Consider the following 19466-nt stretch of genomic DNA (forward strand, 5'->3'; position numbering starts at 1 on the left):
GCACGAGATCCTCGCGCTGGCGCGTCGAGGCCGGGCGGTTCTTCCAGGCGAAATAGCCGCTCGGACTGACGTCGAGGACCTTGCACAGGCGCGCGACCGGGAAGTCCTTCTTCGCCGCGTCGATGAGGCGGAACCTCATCGACTTCCCTCCTTGGCGAAAAAAGCTGTGGCCCGCTTCAGGATCTCCTGTTCCTGACGCAGCACCTCGTTCTCGCGCCGCAGGCGCTTGAGCTCGGCGGCCATGTCCTCCTGCCGATCGGCCGGCGGGTGATCCATCTCCCGCTCACGCCGGCCGTCGATCCAGGTGCGCAGCGTCGAGAGCCCGACGCCGAGATCGGCGGCTACCTCGCGGCGGGACCGCCCGCTCGTCTGCGCTCATCGCACCGCCTCAGCGCGAAACTCAGGGGTAAAGGTCTGCTTCCGGTCCGCCATCGGAAACCCCCTCCTTCAGGAAAAGAGCTCTCCACTTTCTCGAGGCAAGTCCAGCCTCGCTTGCGCAGCCCGATTAGCGCGGCGCGGGTGGTGTGTGGCAGCCATCCCAGGGCACCAACGAGCTCGTCGCTGCCCGCGCCGTCCGGGCGAGCGAGCATGGCGACGAGGCGATCGAGCTTCGAGCCGGCACGCGGGGAGCGGACCGTGGGCAGCTCGGGCTTCGCGACCGTCTGCACCTCGTGAGTGGCGGGGGCCACGTGGGCGAAGCCGGCCTCCGACAAAACGGGAGCGGCGGACCGGCGTCCCGAACCATCCTCTGCAACGCTGTCGATGACAAAACCGCGGCGGCGCAGGGCCCGAAGGGCAGAGCGATAGGTCGGCGGCTTGATGTCCTCAGGCCGGGCGAGCCGGTGTCCTGGATGGCTGACGGCGGCGGTGAGGATGAGGTGCTGGATCGGGCTGAGCGTGTCGGACTTGAATTTGCGGTACACGGCATGATCCGGTTTTGGCGGCAGCGTAGCGCTGTCACTGAGCAGACCCCGCGAGTGGCTATGGGCCAGCGGGGTCGGACCGGGCTGCGGATCATCAGCCTGTCACGCCCAGAGCAATGCGTGCTTTGTCGGCACAGTCCAGGGCAGGTCCAGCACCTCACTGATTGAGCTCGGCCCGGCTCGCAGCAATCCACTGCTTACATGCTGACGGAAGCTGTTGACCCTTTGCAGAAGCATGGAACGTCTGCTTCCGAGCACTTTGACGGGTCAAAGTGGGCGGCTGCTAGCCGAAAGCAGTGCAGCCGCTTCCGCAAGGCTCGCATGCCGACGCAGACTCTATCTTCGGGTCGGCGCAACGTAGAAGCGCAGGTCTGCGACGTTGGTGTCGCCCACGCGCACCTCGCGCCTTGAGGCGCTCACTAAAGATTCGAACGGTGACGGTTCTAGCTGCCCAAGCAGCTAAGCTGCTCTCATTTCTTGTCCATTCTCCAGGAGCCATCCCAAGCGCTAGACTGCGATTTGGTCTCAAGATCCTTGATGCGAGACAAGAGTACACGGGACGGCCCATCTCCTGGGACGGCCTCCTGCGCATTTTCGAAAGCCTCCCGCGCCTCCTCCCAACGTTGCTGCCTGTAAGCTTCCAAGCCCGAGGCGTACGCCGTCTGTGTTGCCTCTTGGGCAGCCGACAGCTCTCCAGACTTCCCGAGCAATTCGTGGATCGTGGTCTGGGACTCGTGACCGTACACGATTACGCGATCAACCTCTCTGTATTCAAAGATCCCACGCGCCATATTTGCAGTGCGATCCGCAACGAGGATGCGGGTCGCGTAAGCCTTATTCAGGCTCTCAAGTCGAGAAGCAAGAACAACCGCATCGCCCATCACGGTATAGCTCATCATCAACTCGGATCCGATACTACCCGCGAGGACCTCGCCGGTCGCAATCCCGATCCGTATGTCGAGCTCGCCGGGCATGTGCCGCAAGCCGAGCAACTCTGGAAATTGTTGCCGCAGAGTGGGCAACTGCTGCACCATCGCGCAGGCAGCAGCGCAGGCCAATGACGCCTGCTCGGCATCGTCTACGAATGGAGAGCCCCAATAGGCCATTATCGCGTCGCCTATGTACTTGTCGACGATGCCACCACTCTCACGTATCGAAGCCGACATCGTCGACAAGAAGAGGTTGAGGACCTTCACTAACCCCTGCGGCGTCATCCCCTCACATAACGACGTGAAGCCCTTCATGTCACAGAACATCACCGTCATAACGCGCCTCTGGCCGTCGGGGGCGGCTGCCTCCGACCAGTCGATAAGTCTTTCTGCCACCTTCGGATCAATGTACCGGCCGAAAGTCTCCCTGGCGTGTCTCGTCCTTCGAAGCTGATCGAGCATGGTATTGAAGGCGGCTGACAGCTCGCCGATTTCGTCCGAAGTGGACACATTAATGCGACCGTCGAGGTGGCCTAGCTCCACCTCACGCGTGCCTTTCAAGAGTTCTCTAACCGGGCGAGTAATGCCGCTAGCGACCATCATCGCCACGCCAATCCCAAGAAATGCAGCGAGAAGGCTGACAACCACAGAGGTCACGAGAACGCGACGCTGATCTCGAATCACATTGGAAGAACTCGCATCCACCTGCGCGAGCATGTCCGACCTAATTTCATCAATTCTACGAATGAATTGATCACGCATCAGATCGATGCGGACCATTGATTGACGAGCTTCTGCGAAATCGTTCGCATCGAGTCGTTGAACTAATTTGGTATCCTCAGCTGAAATTTCTTGAAGAAGCTCAGACGTCGCGTTCTCAATGCGGGCGTCCAATCGCCCGAGGGCAGCGTTGTCCGACGGCGTACGCTTGTCATCAATAATGGCGTTGATAAGATTTCGCGCTTCGCCAGCCTCAAGCGTAACCTGCGTACCCTTTTCGGTAGCGATCCGCAGCTGGACTTTGTAGCCGTCATCATCAGGCGGAACTTGCATCCTGGCGACAGCCATTCGCCTCAGTGCCAACGCACGCTCAAGCGATCGCACATTCGCGCGCGCTAGGTGACTATATGCGGGTATGTACCGGCCTGTCAGTTCCTCAAGTAGGATGCTGACGGTCGCCGACATAAGCATTGAGACGATAGAGGTCGCTAGCATAAAAACGATCAGAGCGATCGCGACAGCCAAGATTTTGCTACGGATGGATCGCCAACCCGCGAACCAACTCAACGGGTCACGGAATAAACGGGGGCGCCCTGGCGGCGGTTGAACAAGCTTGCTTCGGCCGCTCAGATTAGGATCAGAGGTCATTCGGCTTATGCCCTGTTCCGGCCGAATTCGGCGGCACATTGAATATTTTATAGGGTGCCGATCGTAATTTGCCTATCCGCCATCTCTGAGCCAAGCTGATCCGCTGGATGCAGAGGTTCTGTTATCAATCGCAATCCGACGTTTTCGCCTACGGGCTATCGAGAGGCTATATTGGCTTCATTTCGGTGGGCCGCCCGCCGTCAACATGCCGCTCGTAAGGACTGATGGCCGGCCAAGGTCTAGCAAAGGGCTCTCGAGGATGTGAGCACCGATAGCCGATAGATTGTTGGATGGCAGACTAACAGGACGGGGCTGAAGGAACGCTCTGGAGAGCCCGGTACAAGCTCGGAAGCGTTTCGCGAAGCTAGCCGGTCACGAAGGAGGAGGCGCATGATCACTCTTTACTCGTATCCAGGTCTGTTCGGTGTCGCCGACAACAACGCTTACGGCCTCAAGGTATTCGCCTTTCTTAAGCTGGCGGGATTATCTTTTACACACAGGCATATTTTGGATGCGTCGTCGGCGCCACGTCGTCAGCTTCCGTACATCGAAGACGGCGGGGAGATAATCGGGGATAGTGACAGCATCATCTCGCATCTCACGCGTCGCTACGGCTTGACTGTCGACGATGGTCTGACGACGATTCAGCGGGATATAGGACAACTCACCAACCGTTTGCTCGACGATCTGTATTGGGTGATGTCCTACTCTCGCTGGAAAGACGAAAGGTTCTGGCCTGCGTTCCGGGACGCACTGCTCCGAGAGCATTCTGAATTCACCAAAGATCAGCTTCTGAATGCTCGGGAGTTTAATTTCAAACGGTACTACTACCAAGGAATTGGACGCTACAGCGAAGCTGAAGCGTACGTGCGCGGAACCGCCGACCTACAAGTTCTGGCGAACCTTGTGCCAAAGGGAGCTTTCGTGTTTGGAAGAAGCCCGACCAGCATTGATGCAGCCATCTATGGCTTCCTTGCGAACATTCACTTCTATGACATCGAAACGCCGCTGAAGGCATTCGTTTCGGCTCGCACAAATCTGGTGAGCTATTGCGAGGCGCTCCACTGCCTAGTCGGCTGGAAAAATTGAGAACAGTCAGTATTTTTGAAGGAAATTGTAGACCGAAGCGATCGGCCTGAAGCTCATTTTGACAGAAGAGCTTGGTGTTGGGAACCTCTTTCACTGCACCGACGATGCGGTCTTACGCAGTTTTAAGGCGTCCAGGTGAGCGAAGCTGAATGTCGGCTTTCGGGCGGCAATCCAACGGTGGATCACCACCCGGAACCGAAGCTGCCGGAGGGCTAACGAACGGCCGCTTTCGGGAAGCGCCAAAGGCCTCTCAGGCGGCTGGACTGGGTCGACACCGGACGGTCGACCATCCGGATCTGAGTGTCCGCTACCGGGCGTTGAGCTGATGTCCGCTTATGGCGCAATCCGGACGGCAGAAAGTGGCCGAAAGCGGCTCGTCCGCTTCCGGCGCTCAGACCGCAGAAGCGGACCTTCGTTGCGGCTCAGTCAATCTTCATGTGACTCAAAGCGGACCGTGAGCGGAGACAATTGTGAGGCTCACTTCTTGGCTTGAGGTAGACACTCGTCTAGTTCACTTCGGCCTGTACCTGATGCCTCAAGCTACACGCCGACGCTTGCCCCAGGTAGGGACATAATCGCCCAGGATAACCGTTGTAGGGGCCAAGCACCGCGTGCAGTTAGCTCCAGTCACATCCGCTCCACTGGGCCGCCCGCTTTCTCTAACGCAGAGAAGCCCCCGGCGACGTGGGCGACGGACGTGAGCCCCATGTCCCTGAGCGTCTTGGCGGCCAGGGCCGAGCGGTTGCCGGAACCGCAGTAGAGAACCAGGCGCTTGCCCCCGCCGAGCTCGGCCCGGTGGGTCGGGCTCGCGGGATCGGCCTGGAACTCCAGGACGCCGCGGGGCACGTGGACGGCGCCGGCGATCCTGCCGGTCTTGGCCAGCTCCTCGCCCTCGCGCACGTCGACGAACACCGTGCCCGGCTGTCCGAGGCGGGCGAGCGCCTCCTCGGCCGACAGGGTCTCCACCTCCCGGTTGGCCTGCGCCACCAGGTCCTTTGCGCTGGTCGTGGTCATGCTCGTCTCCGTCATTCGCCCCACGCCGCGCCGTCGAGGGCGTCGAGCGGGATCTTCAGGTAGCGGCGGCCGTTCGCCTCGGGCTCGGGCAGGCGCCCGCCGCGGATGTTCACCTGCAGGGCATGCAGGATGAGCTTCGGCATCGGCAGCTCGCGGTCGCGCGCCTCGCGCATCGCCACGAACGCCTCCTCGGTCGGGGTCTCGACGAGGTGCGCGTTCTCGCTCCGCTGCCGGGCGACGGTGCTCTCCCAGGCCGCCGCTCGGCCGCCCGGGCGGTAGTCGTGCCCCGTGAACAGCCGCGTGTCGTCCGGCAGGGCGATGATGCGCTGGATGCTGCGCCATAGGGCATGCGCGTTGCCGCCCGGGAAGTCGGCCCGTGCCGAGCCGCTGTCGGGCATGAACAGCGTGTCGTGGATGAAGGCGGCATCGCCGACCCGGTAGGCGATGGAGGCCAGGGTGTGGCCCGGCGTGAACATCACCTCGACGTCGAGGTCGCCGATCCGGAAGCGCTCGCCGTCGGCGAGGAGCCGGGACCACTGCGAACCGTCCGTCCGGAACGTGTCGGGCAGGTCGTACAGCCCCTTCCAGAGCCGCTGCACGTCGACGACCTTCTCGCCGATGGCGGTCGGGACGCCCGTCCGGTCGTGGAGGTAGCCGGCCGCCGAGAAGTGGTCGGCGTGCGGGTGGGTGTCGAGGATCCACTCCAGCGTGTAGCCTTCCCCCTCGATATGCGCGAGCAGGGCGTCGGCGGAGCGGGTCGCGGTCGCGCCGGACTTCGGGTCGAAGTCGAGGACCGGGTCGATGATGGCGCAGCGCTTCGTCTCGGGGTCCGCGACGACGTACTGGATGCTGCCGGTCGGCTCGTCGTGGAAGCCGGTCACGATGGGATGCCCGCGCAGGGCTCCGACGGTCTGGTTCGACATGGATCTCCTCCTTCTCGGGTTCAGGCGCTCATACCGAGGAGCGGCAGGGCCCCGCGGGCGACGACGTACAGGCCGACCAAGATGACGAGGCCAGCGAAGGTGACGGTCAGGGCGCGCTTGCGCCCGGCGAGGCGCTGGCCGAGCTTTGAGCCAACGAGGCCCCCGAGCACGCCTCCCAGGATGAACAGGCCGGCCAGCGGCCAGTCGATCAGGCCGGAGGCGGCGTAGCTCGCGGCGGTCGCCGCCCCGAAGGCGCTGACCGCGACCAGCGAGGTGCCGATGGCCACGGGCAGCGGCATCGACGTCGCCAGCATCAGGCCCGGCACGATCAGGAATCCCCCGCCGATGCCGAAGAAGCCGGAGAACAGGCCGACCGCGAGGCCGATGCCGAGGAGCCAGGGCAGGAGCATCGGGGCACTCGCCCAGGTCAGGCGCACGTCCGGGTCGCCGTCCCCGCGCCGCCTGCGCAGCATCAGGCCGCCGACCACGAGCATCACGACTCCGAACAGGGCGAGCAGGCTCCGCCCGTCGACCGCCTTGGCGGCCGCAGAGCCGACGAGCGCGCCGAGGATTCCGGCGAGCGAGAACGCCGCCGCGCAGCGCCACTTCACGGTCCCGGCCCGCCAATGCGGGACGAGGTTGCCGGCTGCGCTGACCGAGACCGCCAGGGCGCTCGTCCCAATGGCGACATGGGGCGAGGACACGCCGACCACGTAGGTCAGGAGCGGGACCGCCAGGATCGAGCCGCCCCCGCCGACGAGGCCGAGGATCACGCCCACGACCCCGCCCGAGCCGGCGGCGAGGCCGGATGTAAGGGGACCGGGCATCATGCGTCGGCTCCCAGCACGGTCGTCGGCTTCAGGCGCGCCGCCGGCACGAGGCGGAACAGCAGCATGCCGGCGACCATCGCCGCCACGAAGGTCACGGCCTCCGTCGGGGCCACCGTCAGGATGGTGAGGGCGGGGCCGGGGCAGAGGCCGGCCAGTCCCCAGCCGAGGCCGAAGATCGCGGCCCCGGCGATCAGGCGTGCGTCAAGGTCGCGCCGGGCCGGGACGTCGAGCCTGGGCGCGAGCACAGGCCGTCCGCGCCGCCGCGCCAGTTGGTAGCCGGCGGCTGAGACCGCGACGGCGCCAGCCATGACGAAGGCGAGGCTGGGGTCCCAGCGCCCTGTCACGTCGAGGAAGGCGAGGACCTTGGCCGGGTCGGCCATGCCCGAGACGAGGAGGCCAAGGCCGAACAGGAGGCCGACGGCGAAGGCGGAGGCGGTCTTGGCCATGGCTCAGGCTCCGACGAGATGACGCACGACGAGGACGGTGAGGACGGCGACGGCCAGGAAGGTGCCGGTCGCGGCCAGCGAGCGGGGCGAGCCACGGCCGATGCCGCAGACCCCGTGGCCGCTGGTGCAGCCGGCGCCGAGGCGCGCGCCAAACCCGACCAGCAGGCCCGCGAGGATCAAGAGCGGGAACGACACGCCGACCTTCACCGGCGGTAGGCTGCCCCCCAGGCCGGCGTAGGCGAATGGCGCCAGGACGAGGCCTGCGACGAAGGCGGCGCGCCAGCCGGTCTCGCGCGATGGTCGGGCGAGCAGTCCGCCGAGGATGCCGCTGATGCCGGCGATGCGCCCGTTGAGCAGCAGCAGCAGCGAGGCGGATGCGCCGATCATCGCTCCGCCGAGAATCGCGCTGACGGGGGTGAAGCCTTCCATCTCGATCTGTCCCGAATTGCGGTCCGGGTTGGTGCCCGGGCCGGCCGCGGGGAACGCTGCCCCCGCACAAACATTAGCTGACACTCAATTAGCATTATCTAATGTTATGACAAGCGGGAATGCGGCCCGGCGGAGGAGCGGCCGAGGGTCACGTGCGGCGGCGCACCAGCGGGGTTTCGCGGTCGATCGCCGAAGCCGTGCCAGGCGTCAGGGGTGGATGTAGGCGAACCCCATGCCCTGCAGGCGCGCCAGCTCGGCGACGACGCTCGGCACGAGGTCGTCCTCGCCGACGCCGTAAAGGGTACTGCGGTCGATCTTCCGCTCGCGCAGGGTGTTGGCGCAGACCAGGAACCGCACGCCCATCCCCTTGAGGGCGTCGATGCGGCCAGCGAGTTCCTTGTCGCTCGCGGCCGATTGGAAGAGGCCGACCCCGTCGCCCAGGCTCACAACGCGGATCTCGACATGCGCCTTGCCCACGGCCTCGACGTGGTTGCGCAGGTTGGCCAGCAATCGCTTGAAGTAGGCCGCTCCGTCCGGGCCGCCTCCGCCGTTGTGGTAGACTACCTTCTGGTCGGCGTAGTAGCCGGCCGGCGCTTCCGAGCCGGCGTGAATCGTCCCGATGCCCATGGTCGCGAAGACGATCGCGAGCATCAGGCTCCTAAAGACCGTCGTCATCCGCCGCTCCTTCGTCCGTCAGGGGTTCGGGCGCCTCCGAGGCGCCGCGTGATAGGTCGTCGAGGCGCGCACGGTCGAGGCCGCCGCTCGTGGCCGGCCTGGTCCCAGCGTCGCCGCCGAGGCTGCCGGTCGTCTCCGGCGCTGCAGGCCGCGCGGCTTGACCGGTGCTCCGCGACCCGAGCAAGACGACCTTCGTGCCGGTGGGCACGCGGCGATGCAGGTCGATGACGTCCTGGTTCAGCATGCGGATGCACCCTGAGGATACCGCTTCGCCGATGCTCCAGGGCTCGGTGGTGCCATGGATGCGGTAGAGCGTGTCCTTGCCGTCCTTGAACAGGTAGAGCGCGCGGGCACCGAGGGGATTGCGTGCGCCCCCCGGCATCCCGCCGGCCCAGCGCCCGTTCCGCTCCGGGTCACGCCGGAGCATGTCGGGGGTCGGCGTCCAGCGCGGCCAGGACGCCTTGCGGGCGACCGTGGCCTCCCCGGTGAACTCGAAGCCAGCCTTGCCCACCCCGACCCCGTAGCGCATCGCCTTGCCGCCCTCCATCACGAGGTAGAGGAAGCGCCGGTAGGGGTCGACCACGAGGGTGCCGGGCGGCCGCTTGGTCGGATAATCGACGACTTGGCGGACGTTGCGGGCCTTCAGGTCCCGCGGCTCGACCGCATCGACCGGGAACGGCTCGTCCGTGATGGCCGTATAGCGGCGGACGGCATCCGCCGGGAGGCGCGGCCCCGCCTCAGCGACCGGACCGGGGGCGCCCATCGATGCCGAACAGGCCCCGAGCGCCGCGGCGAGCGCAAGGAACGCCGGGAGGCGCAGGACCGGCCGCATCACGAGCGGCCCTTGGCGCGCGCCTGGGCGACTGCCTGCCTGAAGCCGTCGTAGTCGAGGGCGGCCGCGACCTTCAGCGGGCCGATCAGGAAGACCGGCGTGCCCTGCAGGCCGAGGGCGTCCGCCTGGTCGAGGTTGCGCTGGAGCAAGGCGGAGATCTCGCCCTGATGGGACGTCCGGTCCGCGTCCAGCCGGGCCATGTCGATGCTGGAAGCCGACACCGCCTCAAGCATCCGCTCCTTCGGGATCTTGCGGCCGGGGATGCCCATGAGCGCGCGATGCGCGTCGTCGTAGCGGCCCTGGTACTTCGCCGCGAGGGCGAGCTGGGCGCCGTAGACTGAGGCGTCGCCGAGGATCGGCCAGTCCTTGTGGACGAGGCGGATGCGTCCGTCCGACTTCACCAGCCGAATGAGGTCGGGCTCGGCCTTCTTGCAGAAAGGGCAGTTGTAATCGAGGAAGGCGACGATGGTCAGGTCGCCCTTCGGGTTGCCCGAGACCGGCGCCTCGGGGTCGTTGAGGATGGCGTTCGGGTCGACGCCCTGGGCGAAGGCCTCCCCGGTATGGGACGCCAACGACACCAGGGCGGGCGCGAGCGCGACGGCGGGGATCAGGGCGAGCAGGGTCCTGCGGTTCATGACGGTCTCCGTAGGTATGGGTGGTTCGAGAGGGGGAGCTCAGGCTCCGACGAGGGCGAGGCGGCGCACTAGGTCTTCGACCGTCAGCTCGCCCTCGGTGCGGGCCTCCCGGACCTCGCCGCCGTCGGGACGCATCAGGATGAGGGTCGGCGGGCCGACCACCTCGAAGCGGTGCATCAGGGCCCGGGTGGCGTCGTCGTCGCGGGTGACGTCGGCCCGGATGACCGAGACGGCCTTGAGCCGCTTCCGGATGTCGGCGTTCGCCAGGACCGTCCGCTCGTTCGTCCTGCAGACGGTGCACCAGTCGGCGGCGAACTCGACGAGCACCGGCTTACCCTCGGCTCGGGCTGCAAGGAGGGCGGCCTCGAAATCCGGGACGGAGGAGACCGTACGGGCCCCGGCGATGTGGTCCGGTCGAGACGGGCCGAGGCCGGCGAGGGGCCGTAGCGGGTCGTCCGCGCCCGTGGCAGCCCCGAGGAGGAGGAGCCCCCCATAGGCGAAGGCCAGCAAGCCCGCCGCGCGACCGGCGCGTGACGGGCGGCCGTTCGTGGTCACCGCCGCGAGCGCCAGCCCGGTGCCGAGGGCGAGCGCCGCCCAAAGCAGAAGGGACAACCCGTCCGGCAGCAGGCGTGTCACGAGCGAGGCCGCGAGAGCGAGGAACACGAAGCCGAACGCTTGCTTCGCCCGCTCCAGCCACGGGCCGGACCGCGGCAGGATGCCGGCCCCGAACGTGCCGACCAGCACCAGCGGCGCCCCCATCCCGAGGCCGAGGGCGAAGAGAGCCAGAGCCCCGCGCAGGACGTTGCCCGTCTGGGCAACGTAGAGGAGCGCGGCCGCGAGCGGTGGCGTCACGCAGGGCCCGACGACGAGGGCGGAACTGAAACCCAGGAGCGCGGCGCCCGCGACAGACCCTCCCTGCGCCGCCGGGGCGCCGAACCGGTCCCGCCACCAGCGCGGCGCCTGCAGATCGAACAGGCCGAACATCGACAGGGCGAGCGCGACGAAGGCGGTGGCCATCAGGCCGAGGGCGAGCGGGGTTTGGAGGGCGACTTGCAGGTTGCGACCGAGCCATGCTGCCGCGACGCCGAGGCTGGCATAGGCCGCCGCCATGGCGAGGACGTAGCTCCCGGACAGCGCGAGGCCCCGCCCCGGCGTGAGCCCCTGGCCCGAGCGCACCAGCATGCCCGACAGGATCGGTACCATCGGCAGGACGCAGGGGGTGAACGCCAGGAGGAGGCCGAGCCCGAACATCCCCATCAGGACGCCGATCAAGTTGCCGACGAGGAAGATGGCAGGTCCGGAGGGAAAGACGCCCTGGCGGGGTTCCGCAGCGACCGTCCCGCTCGTGTGCTCGGCGGCGGGCGTGGCTTCGCCGGCTGGGGATGCGCCGGCGCTCGCCAGGGAGGCGAGGTCCAGCCGCTTCGTGACCGGCGGGTAGCAGATGCCCCGCTCGGCGCAGCCCTGGTAGGTGACCCGGACCTCCCGCAGGCTGGCCAGCGCCGCGCCGGGCACGATGGCCTCCACGGAGTCGTGGTAGACCTCGGTCGGCCCGAAGTTTGGGTCGTCCTTCGTCTCCGCGGGCGGCGTGCTGACGAGAAGCTCCGCGCCGGCTCCGGCCTCGGCGCGGATCCTGTCGCGGTAGAGATAGGTGCCGCGGGCGATGGTCCAGCGAAGGTGCAGGGCGAGGTTCGCGTCGCGGGTCGCGACGAGGGGGAAGGGTGTCTGCCGCGCGGCGCCGTCCTGGGACCATCCCGGCGACCAGGGCGAGGCGCCCGCCCAGACGAAGGCGGCGAGGATGAGGGGGGCGAGCGGTTTCGGCATGGGCGGGGTCCGGGCTCGGAACGGTCCGCCGCGGGTCCGAAACGCAGCTTAAGCCAGGCTTAAGCCAGGCCCGGAGGATGAGGGACGGTCAGGGGGAGACACGCATGCGCATCCTCGTCGTCGAGGACGATCCCATCCTCTCGGACGGGCTCAGGGCGGGGCTCGAGCTAGGCGGGGCGACGGTCGACTGCGTCGCGACCTGCGCCGACGCAGAGGCGGCGCTCGCCACGAGTGCGTTCTCGGCCATCGTGCTCGACCTGATGCTGCCCGACGGCTCCGGCCTCGACGTGCTGCGCGGCCTGCGCCGCCGGAAGGACCGGACGCCCGTCGTCCTGCTCACCGCCCTCGACGCGGTGGCCGACCGGATCGCCGGGCTCGACGGCGGCGCCGACGACTACCTCGGCAAGCCCTTCGACCTCGACGAACTCTCGGCCCGCATCCGCGCCGTCGTCCGGCGGGCCTCGGGGCGGGCCGCCGCGCTCCTGGAGCACGGCGGCATCCGGCTCGATCCCGGAAGCCTCGCCGTCACGGTCGACGGCGTGCCGGTCGGCGTGTCCCGGCGCGAGTTCATGGTCCTGGCGGCGCTGATGGAACGCCCGGACGTGCTCCGCTCGAAGGCCGAGCTGGAGGAGCGCCTCTACGGTTGGCAGGAAGAGGTCGAGAGCAATGCCGTCGAGGTCCACGTGCACAACCTGCGCGCCAAGATCGGCAAGCACGCCATCGAGACGGTGCGCGGCGTCGGCTACCGGATGAGGGCGCCCGCATGAGGTCCCTGCGCGTTAGGCTCTTCGCCATCCTGGTCCTCGCGACCGGACTCATCTGGCTCAGCGCGGTCGCCTGGATCTATCTCAGCTCCAAGCACGAGGTGGAGCGGGTCCTCGACACCCGCCTGCAGGAAGCCGCGCGCATGGTCGGCTCCCTGGTGGGGGCGGTCGGCGGCACGGCCTCCGACGGGACACCGTCCACCTTCCCGGCGCCGACGGCTTACGAGCGACAGCTCTCCTGCCAGATCTGGTCCCTGGACGGGCGCATGGTCGCGCGGTCGAGTGGGGCTCCGGAACGACGCCTGACCGATGCGCCGGCCGGCTTCTCGGAGCGCGAGGTCGATGGCGAGACGTGGCGGGTGTTCACGGTGGAGGACGCCGAGAAGGGCGTGCGCGTGATGGTCGGCGACCGCCTGAGCCTGCGCGAGCGCCTCGTCACCGACCTCATCATGGGCCTCGTCACGCCCGCGCTCCTCGTCGTGCCACTTCTCGGGCTGCTGATCTGGGCGAGCCTCGGAAGGGGTCTGCGCCCTTTGCATCTGATGGCCCGCGACCTTGCAGGCCGCGCCGCCGACGACATGAGCGCCATCGACGTCGGCCGGGCCCCCGCCGAGGTCCGGCCGTTGGCTGACGCCCTAAACGGGCTGTTCCACAAGGTTGAGGCGGCGCGCCGGCACGAACGGGAGGTCACGGCCTTCGCCGCGCACGAGTTGCGCACGCCCCTCGCCGGGCTGAAGACCCAGGCACAGGTCGCCATGGCCACGACCGACCCGGACGTGGCGAAGGCGGCGCTCCGCCAGATCCTGGCGGCTGTCGACGGCACCACCCGCCTCGTTCGGCAACTGCTCGACGCGGCCCGGCTCGACGCCGCCGGGGAGACGCCGACCCTGGCGGAGGTTGATGTGGGCGCGCTGGTAGCGGAGACCGTCGACGGGATGCGGGTGCCGCCGGGGGTCCGCACCCTGATCGACCCGAGGCTGCGCGGCTATACCTTGCGGGCCGATCCTGAGAGCCTGCGTCTGGCAGTCCGCAACCTGCACGAGAACGCGGTGCAGCACATGGAGGCCGGCACGGTGGAATGGCTCGCACATCCCGGTGGGGAGGGCGTCCTCGTGCGCGACGAGGGTCCCGGGATTCCCGCCGAGGAACTTCCCCATGTCACGACGCGCTTCTTCCGGGGCCGACACAAGAGCGCGACGGGCAGCGGGCTCGGCCTTGCCATCGCCGAGATGGCGTCGCGCCGAAGCGGGCTGAGCCTGCGGCTGCGCAACCGGCTGGACCGGACGGGGCTTGAGGCAGAGATCCTCCGCGCCTGACGCGGTCAGCCGAGGTCCTGGCAGAAGATGTCCTTGAGCGTCGCCAGCACCCGGGCGGCGCGGGGGTCCTCCAACCTGTAATGGAGCGTCTGGCTCTTGCGGCGGTACGCGACCATCCCGTCCTCGCGGAGCTTGGCGAGGTGCTGCGACAGGGCCGACTGGCTGAGCCCGACCGCCTCGGCGAGGCTCCTCACGTCCATCTCGCCGCGCGCGATCAGCAGGCACAGGATGAGTAGGCGCTTCTCGTTGGCGAGCAGGCGCAGCAGTCGCGCGGCGTCGGCGGCCTTGTCCTGGAGGCGCAGCAGATCAGCGGGTAACGCGGCATCCATGCGAGCACGTCCGATAAATTAGAATTAACTTATTTATCACGATCTAACATATAGGGCCAGCGACGCTCTATTGCCCCTGGTAGCTCGAAAGGACAACAAACGCCCTTCAACGAGCGCCCTTCACGGCGAGCCAACCGCCTGAACCTCGCGAAGGAAACTCTCGCCACCCTAAGAGCCTGCTGTCCTCGAACCAGGTGACCGCTCGGGCAAGCCGGGCCGCCTCTCGCTGCGTGAAGTGGAATGGCGTCAGTCACCCTTCCATCTGCGTCGAGCCGAAGCGCACACAAGCGTGAGCGGTCATTCGTTCATCCAAATGGATCACTTCCTATGACCCTGCCCAGAAGCTGATCCAGGAGCGCGTCAGGGATACGGGGTGCCTTGCGTCGTCCCATCGGGAACCTCCTTCGGATCCACTATGGCCGCCCCCACACGAAATTCCTGACAGTCCCGACGCAGCTATCGGTGTTCTTCCACAGCCCCATCACAATCTGCGCTTCCCTCAACGAGTAGAAGACTTCCTGGCGCAGGCACTCGTCGCGCAGCTGCTCGGAGATCTCCGCCTCTTTGGACGCCAGCGCCAAGCTCTTGCCCTCGGCCGTCTGCACCTCGATCTAGCGCAGCTTCAGCACAACCTGCTCCGCGCTCGTCTTCTGACCTCGCCGCATGTCCCACTCCTTCGGTCCTGGCTGATCCTCTCAATGAGCCCGGCCCAAAGCCAGCCGGTCAGGCCATGGCGCGCTTGGTCGATGCCCTTCTCAGTCAGCTTGCACAACGCGTTCGGTACTCAAGGTTCGGGGCGATGTTCACGAGCGCATCCTCCGCTCACTTCTTGTAGAGCGGCGGAAATAATTCGGGAGCCGCACTAAACGAGAATATTGTGGAGGAACCCCGGTTCAACGCGAACTTGGAAGTCGCGGTTGATCGACTGCCACCGCCAGGCACTCCCGAAGGGCTTGCATGCGATCCTGTTGCTCGCCGGCATCACAGCCCCGCAATTGCCAGCACGCACCCGAGACCGCCATGGTCAAAACAATTTCGTGCTGGCAATTTTGTGCCGATCTGGCGAGCGGTTCGCCCAGACCGGGTGCATGCAACGCATCATAGTGCTGAAGCGTTGGGCATCTCGGAGACGGGCGGCCGTGAGGCAGCCGGAGGAACTGGTCGTATGCTGTACCTGATGCGTGATGCCTACGACCAGATGCTCTCTCCTATGCGGATGGCGGCAGAGATGGCCCGGACCGCGTGTGAGAACCCGTTCAGTCCCCTCGCTTACACGCCCAACGGCCGAGCCGTTGCGGCTTCCTGCGAGTTGTTCGAGCGGGCAACGCGCACCTATCACAAGCCGGACTTCAACCTCCCCACATGTGAACGAGTGGTGTGGGAGCGGCCGTTCTGCCGCGTGATCGCCTTCGGTGAGGCCTCGCAAGACGCGAGCAAGCCGAAACTTCTGCTGGTCGCCCCCCTCTCCGGGCACTACGCGACCCTGCTCCGCGGGACGGTGGCGGCCTTCCTCAACACGCATCAGGTGTTCATCACCGACTGGGCCGATGCCAAGAAGGTGCCGCTCTCCGCCGGACGCTTCGACCTCGACGATTACATCGATTACTGCACGGCCATTTTCGAGGCGCTCGGGCCCGACCTGCACGTCATGGCGGTGTGCCAGCCCTCAGTCCCGGTTCTGGCGGCTATAGCACGCATGGAAGACGAGGCTCACCCCATGGTGCCTCGCTCAGCCGTGCTGGTCGGCGGCCCCATCGATACCCGCCGCTCACCCACTGCGGTGAACAGGCTGCCGCAGGAGAAGCGGATCGGCTGGTTCAAGCAGCACTGCATTCACCCGGTCCCATGGACCCACCGAGGCCACGGCCGTGATGTCTACCCCGGCTTTCTCCAGTTGGCGGGCTTCATCAGCATGAACCTTGACCGCCACCACACGGCGCACTGGGACATGTTCAAGCATCTCGTGCAGGGCGACGGCGACTCGGCGGCCAAACATCGTGAGTTCTACGACGAGTACCTCGCCGTGATGGACCTCACAGCGGAATACTACCTTCAGACGGTCGAGACCGTGTTCATCGAGCACCTCCTGCCCAGGGGCGAAATGCGCCACCGGGGGAAGCCTGTCGATCTCACTGCGATCCGGCGCTGCGCGCTGATGGCGATCGAGGGCGAGAAGGACGACATCACCGGCATCGGCCAGACCCGAGCGGCCCTTGATCTTACCCTCAACCTCTCAGCCGAGAAGAAAGCCTACCTTCTCCAGATGGGGGCGGGTCACTACGGCATCTTCAACGGATCGCGGTTCCGAACCGAGATCGTGCCGGAGATCGTCGCGTTCACGGAGGCTCATGCCGAGCCAGCGATGGCTGCGCCACCGATCAGGCTCTCCCGTCTCGTTCCAGAAGTCGCTGAGCCTGACCTCTCCGTTCCGGTGGCGCTACTCACGCACGGTACGTGTCAGGCCAGCGAGGCCGCGCCCGCGTTGCGCCCGTAAACTCAGCCGACGCGTCCGACTGAGCTCGACAAGGCGTAAGTGCAGTCAATGGACCGTGTCGTAGCCTGACGGGACGAGTGTTGTCTCTCGCTCCGGGTCGGACGAGCCTCGCATCATGGCTCGTCTGGCGTACTGCTGGAGTTGCTGGAACCGCGTGTTCAGAGCTTCGCGCTGACGCTGCCGCTTCTGTCCAAGCTGGTTTAGAATCCGGTCTTTCTCGTCGTCAGAACCAGACCAGCCCTCTAGGCGCTCGCAGTCGACCTGGTAGATGAACTCGACGTCAGCCAAGGCAGCCAAGGTGGCCTGGAGTGAGCCTGTCAGGTCGTCGAGAGGGAGAGCTGCTACCCGCATCCCCAGCACCGGGTCGGCCCATTGCTCGGTTGGAAGATCGATCGGGTCGGACTCGTTCAGGTTCGTGATCTTGAGAAGGACGTTGGACGCGGCGACCAGATTGCCGGACGGATCTCGAAGCGGCGTCGGGTACGGCATGAACGGGATGCGTGTACCATCCGGCCGCTCCAACACGGCCTGCACCCCGCGAATGGGCTGCCCTGACTTAAGGGCTACGGCCATTGGGCACTCGTCGAGTGGCAGGAGCCTTCCGTCAGGCGTATAGATACGCCAGCACCCGCACCAGCGCGTCTTGCCGAGTTCGGGGCGGTAGCCCCAAAGGTCGGCCGCCGCATCGTTGTAGTAGGTCAGCCAGCCGTCGGCGTCGGTCGTGTAGACCGGTGACCTGAACTCCCGGAAGAGATCGGCACGCGGCGGCTCGTAGTTCCAGCCGCGGTCTGGGGCGCTGAATTCGAATTCTTCGTCGTCTGGAAACATACCGCGATCCCTCGACAAACGGGCGAGGAAATGCCCGTCTCAGCATTTCGGTCGCCCCCCTCTGTCGCGGGTGCCAGCAGGCCGATCCCACCGTTACGTCGGCGGTCGCGGCTCGTCAGTGACGCAGGATGCGTCGCACTCCAGATCGTCCAACGATACGAGATTGTGCCTCAGAGCTTCCGGGGGCGGTCGCTCCTCGACGCCATAACCGGCTCACGCCAGCCTGGGCTCTCCCGCATCGCCTCTTACGGACACCGCTTCTTTGCACAGGCAGGAATATTGTTCAAGAGCGGCCCGAATATGTAATTGCTGAGGCAAGATCAAATTCCTCTACGCTCCGTTGTCGAGCGCAATTTAATCGCAGGCTATGAAAGAAGAAAATTCGTCTCGAGTAGCGGGATTAACTTCAGACTGAGGTTGAAAGCCTTTCGATTGAGAGAGTGTTCGATGCAACGGCGCGCTGGCCGTTCCCGCCGAAGCGACCTGCCGACACGCTGTCGAGTGCTTCGGTGTAAGCCCACGCCAGCCGCTGCAGGAGCGGCGTGTGGGCTACCTCACGCCCATGCCGCAAGCCGAGACCAGCACTCTCGCCGCATCGAGCCTCAGGCCGACTTCATCCCCGGGCAAAACGCTCGCTCCACGAACGGTAGTTCCTTGGAACTCTATTCCGGGCGTGAGTGGCTGAAGTGGGCGCCAAGCCGAACGTCCGATCCGGCGCGCAGTGGCGATCAGGGGGTGACGCAATCTGGCCGAAAAGGCGCACATCCGCTTCAGAGACGATCCGCCTCAGAGCCGGACAGGCGCGCACACGCTTCATGATGTGGCGGGCCGCTTGTCGACGAGACTTTTTTCGAGTCGCTCCAGGTCGACCACCCTGCGCTCGTGCGTCCCAGATCCGATCTGCCCTGCCTCATCCCAGCCGCAGCTCGGAATTGGATCTGATGTCCCATCACGCCCGCCATCTCGGCCTCCGCTCTCACCCGGTGCTTGCCTGGGGTCGCCGCCATATGGCTCACGTCGACCTTCGTTCCGACGGCGCTCTCGCCGGGCTCAAGGAACTGCCGGGTGGCGTTCAGAGCTGCGTTTTCCATCATCAAGATCATGATCGGTGTGGCAAAGACGAGCGGCAGGATGGTGTCCTTGAACTGAATCGCCAGATGCGGGGTACGAACAAGCATGGCGAAGCTACCCTTGCGCCCAAGGAAATGTCTCGCATAGGCTCTCTCCTGATCAGCACCACTTTACCGGCTTGAACCGCAAAGCGCCTTGAGGGCTGTGCAGAGCTGCTGGCCGGCTTTGGCCGAAAGCAGCTGGTCCGTTTTATGACGACTAACACGCTAAAGCGGACACCTCACTTCCGAATCATGGCGGCCCTACGATGCTGGGCACCTTTCGCGTCCTACGCATCTTGGGCCAGTACCTGCCGCAAGGCGGCGATGAGGTCTCAAGGCTCCTCCAGACCCACGTTCAGCCGCGCAACTCGACCTTCGTAGCCACGTCGCACCCGCGATCGCGGCGGATAGGCCATCACAAGGCTGGGCGGCCCGCCCCAACTGACGTCCCAAGCGGTCAAGCAGCCTCTCCGGAGGCCGCTATCGTAATTTCTCCCTTCAGGCCCGGTATCGCTGCAACAGTCACCTCGAAAACGTTCGGAGGCTCATCATGAGATACGTCCTGCCGATGCTTGGTCTCCTCGCGGGCCTCGTCACATTCGTGCCGATTGAGGCGAATGCCGTTGTCTGTGCCCGAGGCGTGTACCGAGCCGGCTGCGTCGGGCCACGGGGCTCGGTCGCCGTGCGGCGCGGCGTTTATGGCCCGCGT

17 protein-coding genes and 3 pseudogenes are annotated in these 19466 nt (G+C 66.0%); 4 read left to right on the forward strand and 16 right to left on the reverse strand.

Going from position 1 to position 19466, the window contains the following annotated elements:
- The 3 genes and pseudogenes from AC1DXK_RS15675 to AC1DXK_RS15685 form a co-directional block, all read right to left on the reverse strand.
- Positions 1-432 (reverse strand): annotated as a pseudogene (locus tag AC1DXK_RS15675) (transposase); the annotation flags it as partial.
- A 59-nt stretch (positions 433-491) separates the two neighbouring features.
- A pseudogene (locus AC1DXK_RS15680) lies at positions 492-923 on the reverse strand (DUF3489 domain-containing protein); the annotation flags it as partial.
- Between the two features lie 470 nt (positions 924-1393).
- Positions 1394-2920, reverse strand: coding sequence for an adenylate/guanylate cyclase domain-containing protein (locus AC1DXK_RS15685; protein ID WP_457107649.1), 1527 nt, complete (start codon positions 2918-2920; stop codon positions 1394-1396).
- Between the two features lie 690 nt (positions 2921-3610).
- On the opposite strand from AC1DXK_RS15685, the gene AC1DXK_RS15690 reads away from it, so the two are divergent.
- Positions 3611-4309 carry a glutathione S-transferase C-terminal domain-containing protein gene (locus tag AC1DXK_RS15690; RefSeq protein ID WP_477298291.1) on the forward strand — a complete coding sequence of 233 codons (699 nt, stop codon included), beginning with the start codon at positions 3611-3613 and terminating at the stop codon, positions 4307-4309.
- A 627-nt stretch (positions 4310-4936) separates the two neighbouring features.
- On the opposite strand, the gene AC1DXK_RS15695 is transcribed toward AC1DXK_RS15690, so the two are convergent.
- The 9 genes from AC1DXK_RS15695 to dsbD all read right to left on the reverse strand — a co-directional run bounded on the left by AC1DXK_RS15695 (position 4937) and on the right by dsbD (position 11914).
- Complete coding sequence (locus tag AC1DXK_RS15695) at positions 4937-5323, reverse strand: rhodanese-like domain-containing protein (protein ID WP_457107651.1); 387 nt, start codon at positions 5321-5323, stop codon at positions 4937-4939.
- Between the two features lie 11 nt (positions 5324-5334).
- Positions 5335-6246 (reverse strand): MBL fold metallo-hydrolase, encoded by a 912-nt coding sequence (locus tag AC1DXK_RS15700; RefSeq protein WP_457107652.1) that lies wholly within the window; start codon positions 6244-6246, stop codon positions 5335-5337.
- Positions 6247-6266: 20 nt separating this feature from the next.
- Positions 6267-7076, reverse strand: coding sequence for a sulfite exporter TauE/SafE family protein (locus AC1DXK_RS15705; RefSeq protein WP_457107653.1), 810 nt, complete (start codon positions 7074-7076; stop codon positions 6267-6269).
- Positions 7073-7522: a DUF6691 family protein gene (locus tag AC1DXK_RS15710; RefSeq protein WP_457107654.1), complete on the reverse strand. Its 450-nt coding sequence runs from the start codon at positions 7520-7522 to the stop codon at positions 7073-7075. Before AC1DXK_RS15710 ends, AC1DXK_RS15705 begins: the two co-directional genes overlap by 4 nt.
- A gap of 3 nt (positions 7523-7525) precedes the next feature.
- Positions 7526-7951, reverse strand: a complete 426-nt coding sequence (locus tag AC1DXK_RS15715) for a YeeE/YedE family protein (RefSeq protein WP_457107655.1) — start codon at positions 7949-7951, stop codon at positions 7526-7528.
- A gap of 207 nt (positions 7952-8158) precedes the next feature.
- Positions 8159-8626, reverse strand: coding sequence for a DsrE family protein (locus AC1DXK_RS15720; RefSeq protein WP_457107656.1), 468 nt, complete (start codon positions 8624-8626; stop codon positions 8159-8161).
- Positions 8610-9458 (reverse strand): L,D-transpeptidase, encoded by an 849-nt coding sequence (locus AC1DXK_RS15725; RefSeq protein ID WP_477298310.1) that lies wholly within the window; start codon positions 9456-9458, stop codon positions 8610-8612. Before AC1DXK_RS15725 ends, AC1DXK_RS15720 begins: the two co-directional genes overlap by 17 nt.
- Complete coding sequence (locus AC1DXK_RS15730) at positions 9458-10093, reverse strand: DsbA family protein (protein WP_457107657.1); 636 nt, start codon at positions 10091-10093, stop codon at positions 9458-9460. The genes AC1DXK_RS15725 and AC1DXK_RS15730 overlap by 1 nt, the downstream gene beginning before the upstream one ends.
- Before the next feature lie 39 nt (positions 10094-10132).
- A complete protein-coding gene (gene dsbD / locus AC1DXK_RS15735) occupies positions 10133-11914 on the reverse strand; it encodes a protein-disulfide reductase DsbD (protein WP_457107658.1) in 1782 nt (593 codons plus the stop codon).
- A gap of 104 nt (positions 11915-12018) precedes the next feature.
- Between dsbD and AC1DXK_RS15740 the strand changes: the two genes are divergently transcribed.
- Positions 12019-12681 carry a response regulator gene (locus AC1DXK_RS15740; RefSeq protein ID WP_457107659.1) on the forward strand — a complete coding sequence of 221 codons (663 nt, stop codon included), beginning with the start codon at positions 12019-12021 and terminating at the stop codon, positions 12679-12681.
- Entirely contained in the window at positions 12678-13994 is a 1317-nt protein-coding gene (locus tag AC1DXK_RS15745; protein WP_457107660.1) for an ATP-binding protein, read from the forward strand. Before AC1DXK_RS15740 ends, AC1DXK_RS15745 begins: the two co-directional genes overlap by 4 nt.
- A 5-nt stretch (positions 13995-13999) precedes the next feature.
- Here AC1DXK_RS15745 and AC1DXK_RS15750 read toward each other — a convergent pair whose 3' ends face one another.
- A complete protein-coding gene (locus tag AC1DXK_RS15750; protein ID WP_457107661.1) occupies positions 14000-14323 on the reverse strand; it encodes an ArsR/SmtB family transcription factor in 324 nt (107 codons plus the stop codon).
- A gap of 542 nt (positions 14324-14865) precedes the next feature.
- Positions 14866-14988: pseudogene (locus AC1DXK_RS15755) on the reverse strand (IS3 family transposase); the annotation flags it as partial.
- A 500-nt stretch (positions 14989-15488) separates the two neighbouring features.
- Between AC1DXK_RS15755 and AC1DXK_RS15760 the strand changes: the two are divergent.
- The gene (locus AC1DXK_RS15760) at positions 15489-16817 is read left to right on the forward strand and encodes a polyhydroxyalkanoate depolymerase (protein ID WP_457107662.1); all 1329 of its coding nucleotides are present in this window, start codon (positions 15489-15491) and stop codon (positions 16815-16817) included.
- A 45-nt stretch (positions 16818-16862) separates the two neighbouring features.
- On the opposite strand, the gene AC1DXK_RS15765 is transcribed toward AC1DXK_RS15760, so the two are convergent.
- On the reverse strand, positions 16863-17645 hold the full coding sequence (locus AC1DXK_RS15765) for a histidine kinase (RefSeq protein ID WP_477298296.1): 783 nt from the start codon (positions 17643-17645) through the stop codon (positions 16863-16865).
- Positions 17646-18415: 770 nt separating this feature from the next.
- Positions 18416-18823: a thioesterase family protein gene (locus tag AC1DXK_RS15770; protein ID WP_457107664.1), complete on the reverse strand. Its 408-nt coding sequence runs from the start codon at positions 18821-18823 to the stop codon at positions 18416-18418.
- Between the last annotated feature and the right edge of the window lie 643 nt (positions 18824-19466).

This window comes from Methylobacterium sp. P3_A11, assembly GCF_056403155.1.

What these genes read in the sequence shown, in the direction of transcription:
- AC1DXK_RS15685 (WP_457107649.1), bottom strand. Translation starts at nt 2,920, where the DNA reads ATGGCTGTCGCCAGGATGCAAGTTCCGCCTGATGATGACGGCTACAAA.
- AC1DXK_RS15690 (WP_477298291.1), top strand. Translation starts at nt 3,611, where the DNA reads ATGATCACTCTTTACTCGTATCCAGGTCTGTTCGGTGTCGCCGACAAC.
- AC1DXK_RS15695 (WP_457107651.1), bottom strand. Translation starts at nt 5,323, where the DNA reads ATGACCACGACCAGCGCAAAGGACCTGGTGGCGCAGGCCAACCGGGAG.
- AC1DXK_RS15700 (WP_457107652.1), bottom strand. Translation starts at nt 6,246, where the DNA reads ATGTCGAACCAGACCGTCGGAGCCCTGCGCGGGCATCCCATCGTGACC.
- AC1DXK_RS15705 (WP_457107653.1), bottom strand. Translation starts at nt 7,076, where the DNA reads ATGATGCCCGGTCCCCTTACATCCGGCCTCGCCGCCGGCTCGGGCGGG.
- AC1DXK_RS15710 (WP_457107654.1), bottom strand. Translation starts at nt 7,522, where the DNA reads ATGGCCAAGACCGCCTCCGCCTTCGCCGTCGGCCTCCTGTTCGGCCTT.
- AC1DXK_RS15715 (WP_457107655.1), bottom strand. Translation starts at nt 7,951, where the DNA reads ATGGAAGGCTTCACCCCCGTCAGCGCGATTCTCGGCGGAGCGATGATC.
- AC1DXK_RS15720 (WP_457107656.1), bottom strand. Translation starts at nt 8,626, where the DNA reads ATGACGACGGTCTTTAGGAGCCTGATGCTCGCGATCGTCTTCGCGACC.
- AC1DXK_RS15725 (WP_477298310.1), bottom strand. Translation starts at nt 9,458, where the DNA reads ATGCGGCCGGTCCTGCGCCTCCCGGCGTTCCTTGCGCTCGCCGCGGCG.
- AC1DXK_RS15730 (WP_457107657.1), bottom strand. Translation starts at nt 10,093, where the DNA reads ATGAACCGCAGGACCCTGCTCGCCCTGATCCCCGCCGTCGCGCTCGCG.
- dsbD (WP_457107658.1), bottom strand. Translation starts at nt 11,914, where the DNA reads ATGCCGAAACCGCTCGCCCCCCTCATCCTCGCCGCCTTCGTCTGGGCG.
- AC1DXK_RS15740 (WP_457107659.1), top strand. Translation starts at nt 12,019, where the DNA reads ATGCGCATCCTCGTCGTCGAGGACGATCCCATCCTCTCGGACGGGCTC.
- AC1DXK_RS15745 (WP_457107660.1), top strand. Translation starts at nt 12,678, where the DNA reads ATGAGGTCCCTGCGCGTTAGGCTCTTCGCCATCCTGGTCCTCGCGACC.
- AC1DXK_RS15750 (WP_457107661.1), bottom strand. Translation starts at nt 14,323, where the DNA reads ATGGATGCCGCGTTACCCGCTGATCTGCTGCGCCTCCAGGACAAGGCC.
- AC1DXK_RS15760 (WP_457107662.1), top strand. Translation starts at nt 15,489, where the DNA reads ATGCTGTACCTGATGCGTGATGCCTACGACCAGATGCTCTCTCCTATG.
- AC1DXK_RS15765 (WP_477298296.1), bottom strand. Translation starts at nt 17,645, where the DNA reads ATGTTTCCAGACGACGAAGAATTCGAATTCAGCGCCCCAGACCGCGGC.
- AC1DXK_RS15770 (WP_457107664.1), bottom strand. Translation starts at nt 18,823, where the DNA reads ATGCTTGTTCGTACCCCGCATCTGGCGATTCAGTTCAAGGACACCATC.